This is a genomic window from Methylobacterium trifolii (genome assembly GCF_022179685.1).
GTDB classification, from domain to species: domain Bacteria; phylum Pseudomonadota; class Alphaproteobacteria; order Rhizobiales; family Beijerinckiaceae; genus Methylobacterium; species Methylobacterium trifolii.
In genome coordinates this window covers 1-10,242 of the sequence record NZ_BPRB01000176.1, presented here as the reverse complement: position 1 = coordinate 10,242, position 10,242 = coordinate 1, and the positions used below count along the sequence as shown (strand labels likewise).

Below are 10,242 nucleotides of genomic sequence, written 5' to 3'. Positions count from 1 at the left end.
ACCCGAAAGGGGCCGGTTCGATGCGTTTCAGCGTCGTCTTGCAGAGGCGAGTCGATCCGGCCGTGGCGGGCAGAACCGGGCTCCTCGATCGCCGCGGCGGCGCCCTCGAAGGAGCGCAGCCGACGCCAACGCGCCAGGCAGCCGGCGGCCCCGACTCCTGCGACGAGGGCAGCGTGTATCACATGATCCCGACCCAAGGCCATGTCCAATTCGTCTTCGGACAGGTCATCGACGATCGGGATACGCAACATGGTATCCCCATGCCGCCGGTGCAATGCGGCGGCGAGCTTGCGGCGCCCGTCCGGGCTGGCTTCGGCCGCGTGAATCACGGCCGCCACGCCCGGAGGCGCGGCCACCGCCGCCTCGACCTTGGAGAAGCCGGCCACGACGCAGCCCGCCTTGTTGGCCAGGGCCAGCGCCTGGCGCAGGTCGTCCCGCAGGGCCGCCGCGATCCGGTCCGGCAGGTCGGCCGGCACGGCGGCGTCCTTGGTCTTGAACGCCCGCAGGAAGGCGCGCTTGCGCACGGCCTCGGCCACCACCGTCCGCTCCGCCGTGACCCAGGCGCCGCGGCCGGGGAGCCGGGCCCGCAGGTCCGGCACCACCGCGCCGTCCGGCCCCAGGACGAAGCGGATCATGCCGTCCGGCGCCTGCGCCTGACGGGTGACGATGCAGGTGCGCTCGGGGCCGCGGCCCTGGCCCTGGCCGCGACGGCCGGGGCCGGCATCGAGGGGCGGCCCCTCGTCCGGCGGCGTCTCCGTCGCGTCGACCATCGCGGGGGCGGCCCGAATCGGACCTGTGCCGATCAGGCCTGCGCCTCGGCGGGCTCGGCCTCGGCGCCCTCATCGGTTCCTTCCTCGGCCTCCGGCTCGGGCAGGGCCTCGATCCAGCCCGCGTGCAGGCGGGCGGCCATGATCAGGGCCTCGGCCTCCGTGCGGGAGAGTTCGAACCCGTCGAGGTAGCCGGCGTGGCGCACGGCCTCGGGGCCGCGCCCCTCGGTGTAGCCGACGAGGTCGTCGGTGGCGCAGCCGGCCAGATCCTCGATGGTCTTCACCTCGTTCTCGCCCAAGGCCACCAGCATCGGCGTGGTGACGCCCTCGATCTCGCGCAGCTCGTCGGCCACGCCCAGTTCGGTGCGGCGGGCGTCGAGCTCCTGCTCGATGCGGGCGAGGTGGTCCTGGGCGCGGGCCTGGATCTCGGCGCCGGTCTCCTCGTCCAGCCCCTGGATCGAGGCCAGCTCCTGGATGTCGACGAAGGCGATCTCCTCGACGTTGCGGAAGCCTTCCGCCGCGAGCAGCTGGCCCACCGTCTCGTCCACGTCGAGGGCCTCCATGAACACCTGCGTGCGCTCGGCGAACTCCTTCTGGCGGCGCTCGGATTCCTCGGCCTCCGTCAGGATGTCGATGTCCCAGCCGGTGAGCTGGGAGGCGAGCCGCACGTTCTGGCCGCGCCGGCCGATGGCGAGGGAGAGCTGGTCGTCGGGCACCACCACCTCGATGCGGTCGGCCTCCTCGTCCAGCACCACCTTGACCACCTCGGCCGGCTGGAGGGCGTTGACGATGAAGGTGGCCTGGTCCTCCGACCAGGGGATGATGTCGATCTTCTCACCCTGAAGCTCGCCGACCACCGCCTGGACGCGCGAGCCCCGCATGCCGACGCAGGCGCCGACCGGATCGATGCTGCCGTCGCGGGAGATCACGGCGATCTTGGCGCGCGAGCCCGGGTCCCGGGCCACCGCCTTCACCTCGACGATGCCGTCGTAGATCTCGGGCACCTCCTGGCCGAAGAGCTTGGCCATGAACTGCGGGTGCGAGCGCGACAGGAAGATCTGCGGGCCCCGCACTTCCGAGCGCACGTCGAACAGGTAGGAGCGGATGCGGTCGCCCGGCCGGAAGGTCTCGCGCGGGATCATCTCGTCGCGGCGCACGATGCCCTCGCCGCGGCCGAGGTCGACGATGACGTTGCCGTACTCGACGCGCTTGACGATGCCGTTGAGGATCTCGCCGATACGGTCCTTGTACTCGTCGAACTGGCGGGCGCGCTCGGCGTCGCGCACCTTCTGGACGATGACCTGCTTGGCCGACTGGGCCGCCACGCGCCCGAAATCGAAGGGGGGCAGGGTGTCGGAGATCACGTCGCCGACGAGCGCGCCGGGGTTGTAGCGCCGGGCCTGGTCGAGGGTGATCTCGCGGGCGTCGTTCTCCACGAGGTCCACCACGAGGAGGTGGCGGGAGAGGCGCAGCGCCCCGGTCTTGGCGTCGATCTCGGCATGCACGTCGGTCTCGGCGCCGTAGCGCGAGCGGGCCGCCTTGGCGATCGCCTCCTCCATCGCGTCGATGACGATGGAGCGGTCGATCACCTTCTCGCGGGCGACCGCGTCGGCGATCTGGAGGAGTTCGAGCCTGTTGGCGCTGACGACGGCCATCGGTTCCGGTCCTTCTCTTGGTCGGTCGTACTTGGATCGGTCTTGGGTGGTTCCGGGCGCGCCGCCGTCACGGACGGCGCGGGCTCCCGGCCCTCAGTGGAACGAATCGCGGCCCTTGAGGCGGGCCGCCTTGGTGGTCACCGGCTTCTTCGGGCCCGCGGCACGGACGGCCTCGGCCGCCTTCTCCCGGGACGCCTTGCTGTTCGACGGCTTGGGCTTCAGCGGCTTGCCCTTGGTTGCCCCCTGGGGCTTGGGCCGGTTCGGCTGCGGGATGACGCGCACCTGCACGGGTGCCTCGTCCTCCGCCTCGTCGCCGTCGTCCGCGTCCTCGACATCGTCCGCGTCCTGGGGCGGCCCGCCGCCGCGGCGCAGGGATTCCCGCACCAGTTCGTCGGTGAGGACGAGATGCGCCTCGGACAGGTCGCGCAGGGGCACGGCGACCCGGCCGGGCAGGCCCTCCTTCACGTCGGGCAGGTCGACCGGGACGGTCAGGGCCGCCGCATCCGGCGCGCCGATGATCCCGCGAAACCGCTTGCGGCCGTCCAGCGGCACGGCCAGCTCGATCTTGGCCTCGTAGCCGGCCCAGCGGGCGAAGTCGGAGACCCGCACCAGGGGCCGGTCGATGCCCGGCGAGGAGATTTCCAGGTAGTAGGCCCCGCCGACCGGATCGTCGAGGTCGAGGATCGGCGAGATCGTCCGGCTCACGGTCTCGCAATCGTCGATGGCGCAGGTCCCGTCCGGCCGTTCCACCATGATCTGCACGGTGCAGCCGTTGGCGTTCGAGACCTTGACCCGGACCAGCCGGAAGCCGAGCCCCTCGATCGGGCCTTCGATCACCTGCACCACGCGGGCGGCGACACCGGTCTCCCGGACGAGACGCTTTTCGGATAGGTCCGACATGCTTTCGGAACGCAGCCTCGATGCGGTGAGGTCCCGGAAATGGCAGGGCTGCGGCAATAAAAAAGAGCGGACCCGGTGGGGCCCACTCCCGAACCGCAGCCTTTCGACTGCAACCAGAACTGATGGTGTGAGACATAGACGCGGATTGCGGCGAGTTCAAGTTCGCATCGGCGGGGACCGCACGATCACCTCGCGGCCGGCCTCAGGCTGACGCGCCTCCGCCGCCAGACCGCCTGCGCATCGGCACGGCCGAGACGAGGCGCGCCGTGCCGTCGGGTTCCACCAGCCAGATCGAGCGTATCCATGGGGCGCGTCCGTCCGGGGTGCGGATGACGCCTTCGAAGACCAGTTTCGGGGACCCATCCTGCGCTGCCTGCGGCGGCGTCATCCGGACGTGGTCGAGCAGCGCATCTGCGAATCCTGCCGGATCGTCGGGGCTGAAGCTGAAACCGAGGAAGAAGCGGGCCTTCGCGCCGCCACGGGGATGCGACAGGTTCAGGAGGTAGTCGACGATCTTGCTGGCGGGGATCGCGAACCCTGCCGGGTCCGGCCTCGATCCGTTCAAGGGGCGTGGCGCCCGACACGCCTGAGGCCGGATGCGGGCACCGTCGCCAGGGCGCTTTCCGGCTCGGCGAACTCGACCTCGCAGGCGGCCCCGCCGGGCCAGATGCCGACGACGGTTCCCTCTGTGCCGGCCGGAATCACATCACCGTCGTCCGTCACCGCATCCGCGAGCAGCACGACGTCGTCGAGGTCCCGGATGGCGGCTCCGGGCTCGTCCTTGCGCAGCAGATACAGGACTTCGACGGACATGAGATGAGGATAGGGAGCACGGGGATGGTGTACAAGCACTCAGCCAATCAGGGATGCCCAAGGTCAGACACGTCCATGACGCACGACCAGAACCACGGTCCCGACCCGTCCCGCCTGCACCCGCTGCCGCAGCATCCGCGGGTGGTCTTCCTGAGCAACCTCGACTTGCCCGAGAACGTCGAGGCCGGCGCCTACAGCTATTACGACGACCCGGCCGGGCCGGAGGCCTTCCTCGCCAACATCCTCTACCACTTCGCCTTCCTCGGCGACCGTCTGCGCATCGGCCGCTTCTGCGCGATCGCGGCCGGCACGCGCTTCCTGATGAACGGCGGCAACCATCGGCTGGACGCGCCCTCGACCTACCCGTTCGCGATCTTCGGGGGCGCCTGGGCGGCCGGCGCGGCGGTGGAAAAGTTCCCGAACCGGGGCGACACGGTGATCGGCAACGACGTCTGGCTCGGCTTCGAGGCGACGATCCTGCCGGGCGTCGGCATCGGCGACGGGGCGGTAGTCGCGGCGAAATCCGTCGTCACGCGGGACGTGCCGCCCTACGCGATCGTGGCCGGCAACCCGGCGCAGGTGGTGCGGATGCGGTTCCCGGACGCGGAGGTGGCCCGCCTGCTGCGCATTGCCTGGTGGGACTGGGAGATCGCGCGGATCACGCGGGCCCTGCCGGCGATCGCGGACGGCGACGTGGACGCCCTGGAGCGGGCCGCCTCAGCGTGAGGCAGCGATCGCATAGGGCACGACCGGCGGCGTCAGCGGCGCCGCGCGGTCGGTGAGCACCACGACGAGGACCCAGGTCGCGCAGACCGCGAGGAACAGGATTTCGCGAAGCGAGAGGCGGGGCGGAGGCGGGTTCGGCAGGGGCACGGGGCGGCAGACCGGCTGGATGGGCATGTCCGCCTTCTCGCAGCCGATTGTTTCGGATTTATGTGGGAAAAATGCCCACATGTCTCACATGCTGGCCTCCACCGGGAACGGCGTCGGCTGCCAGAGGGATCGTAGGGTGTGCCCCTGACGGTTTCGGCTTCCCAGCGGTGGAGGATGACGGCGAGCGCGGCGCGATCACCGGCGCGCAATGGTTCGCCGACTTCCAGAAACCGCGCGCGCTGCCATCGATAGTTCGCGCACAGCACCGCACGTACGTGCGCTTGGTAGGCGTCCGAATCGCGCCGCAGCCGGTGTCCGGGCGTCGGAGGGACGGGTGGGGGAACGCCCGCGCATGTGTCCTGCTCATATCTGCGCACGAGACCGAGCCACGTCTCGGCAGAGGCGTCGAGGTCGCCTTGAGCAATGTTGATGGCGAGCCGTGTTTCCGGATGAACGGTCCCGCCTGGGACGATATGAGAGCGATGATACGCTGCAAATGGCTCGTGAGCCCGCATCGAGCGGAGGAACGGCAGCACCTCGGTCTCGACGACCCTCACGAAATCGGCCGGAATCCGAGCGTCCGACCAACGCCATGAGCGGCGCTTACGGCAGAGTTCATGAACCTGCCTCATCAACTCTGGATCTTTCCAGTACGCGTGCGGCAGCGGATCGTATCGTTCCGGATGAAAGGCCCCGTGATGATTCTCCATACCTTTATGAAAACCAGGCCATGCGCTGTAGATCGGCGTCAGGTTCCACTTCGCCTCGAATCGGTCTGGATCGGAGGTGCGATCAACCGTGATGCGCAGCGCGATGTGATGCACTGGCCTGACCCGGAGGGTGAATGCACCGATCTGCACGAGATCGGGATTGCGTTCGAGGACGCGCTGAAACAGCCCCTTGATCTGTTTGGCCGTGGTCATCGGCGCGGCCATCCTCGATGACGATGATGTCCCGTGCACGGATTCAGCGTCAGAGGTGGTCCTCCAGTGGGAAAGGCGTCCACTGCCAGTAGGGCTCCATGTTCCCCCCACAGATGTTCTCGGCCTCCCAAGCGTGCAGGAGGCTTGCGAGCTTCGTACGATCTCCAGCCAGAAGCGGCTCGCCAATCGCGGCATAACGCTCCGGGCGATACCGAAGTTGTGGATCGGACGATCGTCTACCGTCCCTGTACCGATGTCCGATCTGTCCCCACACGCTACGCGCCGCATCCAGATCCCCGCAGGCAATGTCCGTGACCATGGACCAGGACTGGTCCAGGCGCGGTATGGTTTCCGGGTGCCGACGGATGAAGGACAGGCAGGTCCGGAACGTGTCGAGGGACCGCAGCATCGGCAGGATTTTCGTCTCGATATGATGGACGAGGTCGTCTGCCATCGCCGGATCGGACCAGCTCCAGTTCCAGCCGCGGACCGGATGGGCGAGGCGCTCGTTGCAACGTCCGATGGCTTCGCTGCGATCGAACCACGGCAGGAACATCTCCGTCAGGATCCAGGTCGGATAGAAATCGTCGGCTCTCGGGCTGGACAGGAACTCGATCCGCCGCACGATATGCCGGACCGGCAATAGGGTGAGCGTGCGCCCGGTCAGGACGAGATCCGGATGACGGGCGAGGAGGGGCTTTGCGAGTTGCCGGACCTGACGGGCGGTGGTCATCGGCTTGGCCTCACTTGGATCACGATAATCCGCTGGGTATCTGGGAAATACCGCTTGGCGATCGTCGCGAGATTGAGCGCACGCAAGGGGCCAAGCCCTCTCTGGCCTGTCTTGTAATCGTAGATGCAGGTCGTCCCCGGCATTGATCGCTCATAAAGATCGAGGCGCACAGTCCCGATCTGACCGATTCTGCCAGTGGGACCGGTGGGAGCCATCGAAACCTCAGCCTTGAGGTCGGGGTCGTTCCGATCGTTCACAATGTTGGCGATCACGCTATGAACTTGATTCCCAAAATCCAACGCCGATCGATAGAGCCCGCTTGCTCTCACGCTCGCGGCGACGCTATCGGTCAAAGCCTGAACCTCGCCGTTGCGCGGGCAGGCCGCATCGAGTCCGGCCTGATCGAGTTGGCCGACCCAAAGTGCGGGATTCTCATCGAAACCCTCCGCAGGTCTGTATTCCTGCGCCGACATCCCGAGAACGGTGCCGAAGCCGTCCCTGCGGGCGGAAAGCACCGCGAAGAGCGCGCCGGCGAGTTCGATCGTGCGCGCGACGACGGCGGGGACCGTCGCGAGGAAGGCAGGCTGGACCACCGCCTCCGGCTCCACGCCCTCGGCCGTGAAGGTGCTGCGCGCCAGCACCTCGCCGCTCTGCCCGTCGCGGATCGTCTGGGTCGCGCCGGAGGTCTCGAAGACCCGGCTCTCGCCGTCCGGGGCGACGACCGTGTGCTGCTCGTCGAAGGGCCGGGGCCCGGCATGGATGCGGATCGAGACGACGCGCGTGCCGTCCTCGGTCTCGGTGCGTTCGGTGCTCGTCCCCTCGCTCCCGGCGGCCGGGCCGCCCGGCCGCGACGCCCAGTGCCCGCCGCCGCCGGAGACCCCTCGGCCTCCGTCCGGCTGCCCGGCCGGCGCCCGCGGCTGGCCGGACCAGTCCTTGCGGAGGAGCTCCCGTTCGAGCCCGAGCAGTTTCGTCTCCAGCGTCAGGCCGGCGAGCAGCCCGCGCCGTTCGGCAACCGCACGCCTCGAAAACCGCCTTCCCCGCATCGCAGCCAAACCTCGTCGGTTACGGAACTGAGAGTCGGTATCATAAAATAGTCCTTCTATCAGCTATTATTCTTATTTCTTGGTTTGTTCTTATCGCCTTTGCGCCTGTTCCGGGGCGTCCTGCCGACATGGAAAAGGCGCCGTCCCCGTGGGAAGACGACGCCTCGTCGAAAAGTCCGATCCGCAGGTCCGGCAAGGAAGCCGGGCCGCGGGGCAGGGGCCTCAGGCGGCCTGCCTGGCCCGGTTCAACAGCTTGCGGTTGATCAGCACCTCGGCGATCTGAACGGTGTTGAGCGCCGCGCCCTTGCGCAGGTTGTCCGAGACGCACCAGAAGTTCAGGCCGTTCTCGACCGTGGCGTCCTCGCGGATGCGCGAGATGTAGGTCGCGTCCTCGCCGGCCGCCTCGTGCGGGGTCATGTAGCCGCCGTCCTCGCGCTTATCGATCACCAGGATGCCCGGGGCCGCGCGCAGGATCTCGGTGGCCTTCTCAGGGCTGAGCGGGCGCTCGAACTCGACGTTCACCGCCTCCGCGTGGCCGATGAACACCGGCACGCGCACGGCGGTGGCCGTGAGCTTGATCTTGGGGTCGAGCATCTTCTTGGTCTCGGCGACCAGCTTCCACTCTTCCTTGGTGTAGCCGTCCTCCATGAACACGTCGATGTGCGGGATGACGTTGAAGGCGATGCGCTTGGTGAACTTGCCCTGGCGGATCTCGCCGGCCGTGAACACCGCACGGGTCTGGTTGAACAGCTCGTCCATGGCCTCCTTGCCGGCCCCGGAGACGGACTGGTAGGTCGAGATCACAACGCGCTTGATCGTGGCCGCATCGTGCAGGGGCTTGAGGGCCACCACGAGCTGGGCCGTGGAGCAGTTCGGGTTGGCGATGATGTTGCGCTTGGTAAATCCCACGATCGCGTCGGCGTTCACCTCGGGCACGATCAGCGGCACGTCCGAATCGTAGCGGAAGGCGGACGAGTTATCGATCACGACGCAGCCCATCGCGCCGATGCGCGGCGACCATTCCTTGGAGGTCTCGCCCCCGGCCGACATCAGGCAGATGTCCGTGTCGGAGAAGTCGTAGGCATCGAGCGCTTTGACCTTCAGGATCTTGTCGCCGAAGGAGACCTCCTGGCCCTGGCTGCGGCGCGAGGCCAAAGCCACGACCTCGTCGGCGGGGAACGCCCGCTCGGCCAGGATATCCAGCATCTCGCGGCCCACGTTGCCCGTGGCGCCGACGACGGCGACCTTGTAACCCATCTGACCCACTCCGCTTGAAGCCTGGCGATCCGGCCGCCGGCGCGGCGCTCGTCCCGCGCGGATGACGGCGGGGGGCCGGATCGATGCCCGAATGCGGGCATGCGCACACCGTCCCAGGCTGCGACGCAGATGGGGCCGGCGACCGCGCCGAGCAAGACGCGCAACGCCCGCCCCTGTCAAGATCGGGCCTCGACCCCACGAGACAGCCTCACGGTGAACGCGGGGCTGCCCGGAAACCCGCGATTCACCGAGAACCGGGAAAGGTCTTGGAGACGCGCCTCTGGAAACCCGGCGCTGGCAGCCGGGGTGTGACGCTGCCCCGATGCGCGGGGGCAGGGGCCTCCGCACCGGAGCCCGGCGTCTCATGCAGGTCGCACATCCGCCCCTCGAACATCCGCCCGACGTTGCCGCCCCGCGCGGCCTGCCGGTCATCGGCCTGACCCTGCGGCTGGCCGCCGCCTCCGCGGTGATCGCGGGCTTGAGCCTCTACGCCCGTGGCCCGGCCCGCAGCCCCCCGCCGCCGGCCGCGCCGCTCACGGCCGAGTCCGAAAAACCGTTCGTGCCGTCGATGGCGCGGCCCGCCAGGCCGGCGCTCGCCGCCCTGCCGGAGGGCGGGCGCCTGCGCCTCGACGATCCCGACGCCCTCGATCCGGTCCGCATCGAGCCCGCCCGCCTGAACCCGGCGACGGGCCTGCGCGAGGAATCCCTGAGCCGCGGGGCGTTCGCAGCGATCGAGGACGCACACCTGCGCCTCACCCTGACCCGCGACGCCGGCACCGCGCCCCCGCCCGGCCTGTTCGTCACCCTGGCACGCCGGGCCGCCGACGGGCCGGCACTGGCCGTGATCCGCACCGGCACCCGCGGGCGGATCGCGACCAAGTTCGGCGCGGTCGAGACCCTGGAGGCGACGCTGGCCGGCCCCCTGCGCCGGATCTGCACCGGGTTCGTCACCCTGGAGGCCGCGCCGGCACGGATCGACGGCTGGCTCTGCGCCCCGTTGGGCCAGCCGCCGGAGCCGCGGGCGGTCGCCTGCGCCCTCGACGCCCTGCGGCTGGAGGAGGGGGGCGATGCGGGCACGGCGGCCGCCTTCCGCGCCGCGCAGGGGCGCCGCGACCCGGCCTGCGTCGCCGCGCGCCCCGCCGCGATGGCCGAGCCCGCCGGCCGCACCGGCTCGATCGGGGCGCGGCGCCCCGCGGCCACGAAAAATTGAGGCGGGAATACGGCAAAATCGCGTAAGCTCGGCCATTCCCCCGGAACAAACGGCCGCGCTCGGGCGTC

General features: G+C 69.3%; 12 protein-coding genes. 3 read left to right on the top strand and 9 right to left on the bottom strand.

Going from position 1 to position 10,242, the window contains the following annotated elements; all coding sequences use genetic code 11:
• The 5 genes from COGEMETH_RS15735 to COGEMETH_RS15715 form a co-directional block, all read right to left on the bottom strand.
• The coding region (locus tag COGEMETH_RS15735) for an RNA-binding protein (protein WP_238183549.1) at positions 1 to 770 on the bottom strand (770 nt) is incomplete at its 3' end.
• 32 nt (positions 771 to 802) lie between these two features.
• Entirely contained in the window at positions 803 to 2,422 is a 1,620-nt protein-coding gene (nusA, locus tag COGEMETH_RS15730; protein ID WP_238183548.1) for a transcription termination factor NusA, read from the bottom strand.
• 93 nt (positions 2,423 to 2,515) lie between these two features.
• The gene (gene rimP / locus COGEMETH_RS15725) at positions 2,516 to 3,322 is read right to left on the bottom strand and encodes a ribosome maturation factor RimP (protein ID WP_238183547.1); all 807 of its coding nucleotides are present in this window, start codon (positions 3,320 to 3,322) and stop codon (positions 2,516 to 2,518) included.
• Positions 3,323 to 3,524: 202 nt separating this feature from the next.
• Positions 3,525 to 3,887: a DUF6883 domain-containing protein gene (locus tag COGEMETH_RS15720; protein WP_238183546.1), complete on the bottom strand. Its 363-nt coding sequence runs from the start codon at positions 3,885 to 3,887 to the stop codon at positions 3,525 to 3,527.
• The gene (locus tag COGEMETH_RS15715) at positions 3,884 to 4,135 is read right to left on the bottom strand and encodes a DUF4926 domain-containing protein (RefSeq protein ID WP_238183545.1); all 252 of its coding nucleotides are present in this window, start codon (positions 4,133 to 4,135) and stop codon (positions 3,884 to 3,886) included. The genes COGEMETH_RS15720 and COGEMETH_RS15715 overlap by 4 nt, the downstream gene beginning before the upstream one ends.
• A gap of 75 nt (positions 4,136 to 4,210) precedes the next feature.
• On the opposite strand from COGEMETH_RS15715, the gene COGEMETH_RS15710 reads away from it, so the two are divergent.
• Positions 4,211 to 4,861, top strand: a complete 651-nt coding sequence (locus COGEMETH_RS15710; protein ID WP_238183544.1) for a CatB-related O-acetyltransferase — start codon at positions 4,211 to 4,213, stop codon at positions 4,859 to 4,861.
• Here COGEMETH_RS15710 and COGEMETH_RS15705 read toward each other — a convergent pair.
• Positions 4,853 to 5,035 (bottom strand): hypothetical protein, encoded by a 183-nt coding sequence (locus tag COGEMETH_RS15705; protein WP_238183543.1) that lies wholly within the window; start codon positions 5,033 to 5,035, stop codon positions 4,853 to 4,855. The two genes, COGEMETH_RS15710 and COGEMETH_RS15705, sit on opposite strands and share 9 nt — an antisense overlap.
• A 590-nt stretch (positions 5,036 to 5,625) precedes the next feature.
• Between COGEMETH_RS15705 and COGEMETH_RS15700 the strand changes: the two genes are divergently transcribed.
• Positions 5,626 to 5,952 carry a hypothetical protein gene (locus COGEMETH_RS15700; protein ID WP_238183542.1) on the top strand — a complete coding sequence of 109 codons (327 nt, stop codon included), beginning with the start codon at positions 5,626 to 5,628 and terminating at the stop codon, positions 5,950 to 5,952.
• A 28-nt stretch (positions 5,953 to 5,980) separates the two neighbouring features.
• Here the strand turns inward: COGEMETH_RS15700 and COGEMETH_RS15695 are convergent, their stop codons facing one another.
• From COGEMETH_RS15695 to COGEMETH_RS15685, 3 genes are all read right to left on the bottom strand, one after another.
• Positions 5,981 to 6,664, bottom strand: coding sequence for a hypothetical protein (locus COGEMETH_RS15695; RefSeq protein WP_238183541.1), 684 nt, complete (start codon positions 6,662 to 6,664; stop codon positions 5,981 to 5,983).
• The gene (locus tag COGEMETH_RS15690; protein WP_238183540.1) at positions 6,661 to 7,707 is read right to left on the bottom strand and encodes a hypothetical protein; all 1,047 of its coding nucleotides are present in this window, start codon (positions 7,705 to 7,707) and stop codon (positions 6,661 to 6,663) included. The genes COGEMETH_RS15695 and COGEMETH_RS15690 overlap by 4 nt, the downstream gene beginning before the upstream one ends.
• 222 nt (positions 7,708 to 7,929) lie before the next feature.
• On the bottom strand, positions 7,930 to 8,964 hold the full coding sequence (locus COGEMETH_RS15685; protein WP_238183539.1) for an aspartate-semialdehyde dehydrogenase: 1,035 nt from the start codon (positions 8,962 to 8,964) through the stop codon (positions 7,930 to 7,932).
• Positions 8,965 to 9,328: 364 nt separating this feature from the next.
• Here COGEMETH_RS15685 and COGEMETH_RS15680 point away from each other — a divergent pair, with 364 nt between their 5' ends.
• Positions 9,329 to 10,174 (top strand): hypothetical protein, encoded by an 846-nt coding sequence (locus tag COGEMETH_RS15680; protein WP_238183538.1) that lies wholly within the window; start codon positions 9,329 to 9,331, stop codon positions 10,172 to 10,174.
• The last annotated feature ends 68 nt before the right edge of the window (positions 10,175 to 10,242 follow it).

What these genes read in the sequence shown, in the direction of transcription:
- COGEMETH_RS15690 (WP_238183540.1), bottom strand. Translation starts at nt 7,707, where the DNA reads ATGCGGGGAAGGCGGTTTTCGAGGCGTGCGGTTGCCGAACGGCGCGGG.
- rimP (WP_238183547.1), bottom strand. Translation starts at nt 3,322, where the DNA reads ATGTCGGACCTATCCGAAAAGCGTCTCGTCCGGGAGACCGGTGTCGCC.
- COGEMETH_RS15680 (WP_238183538.1), top strand. Translation starts at nt 9,329, where the DNA reads ATGCAGGTCGCACATCCGCCCCTCGAACATCCGCCCGACGTTGCCGCC.
- COGEMETH_RS15695 (WP_238183541.1), bottom strand. Translation starts at nt 6,664, where the DNA reads ATGACCACCGCCCGTCAGGTCCGGCAACTCGCAAAGCCCCTCCTCGCC.
- COGEMETH_RS15700 (WP_238183542.1), top strand. Translation starts at nt 5,626, where the DNA reads ATGAACCTGCCTCATCAACTCTGGATCTTTCCAGTACGCGTGCGGCAG.
- COGEMETH_RS15705 (WP_238183543.1), bottom strand. Translation starts at nt 5,035, where the DNA reads ATGCCCATCCAGCCGGTCTGCCGCCCCGTGCCCCTGCCGAACCCGCCT.
- COGEMETH_RS15715 (WP_238183545.1), bottom strand. Translation starts at nt 4,135, where the DNA reads ATGTCCGTCGAAGTCCTGTATCTGCTGCGCAAGGACGAGCCCGGAGCC.
- nusA (WP_238183548.1), bottom strand. Translation starts at nt 2,422, where the DNA reads ATGGCCGTCGTCAGCGCCAACAGGCTCGAACTCCTCCAGATCGCCGAC.
- COGEMETH_RS15710 (WP_238183544.1), top strand. Translation starts at nt 4,211, where the DNA reads ATGACGCACGACCAGAACCACGGTCCCGACCCGTCCCGCCTGCACCCG.
- COGEMETH_RS15685 (WP_238183539.1), bottom strand. Translation starts at nt 8,964, where the DNA reads ATGGGTTACAAGGTCGCCGTCGTCGGCGCCACGGGCAACGTGGGCCGC.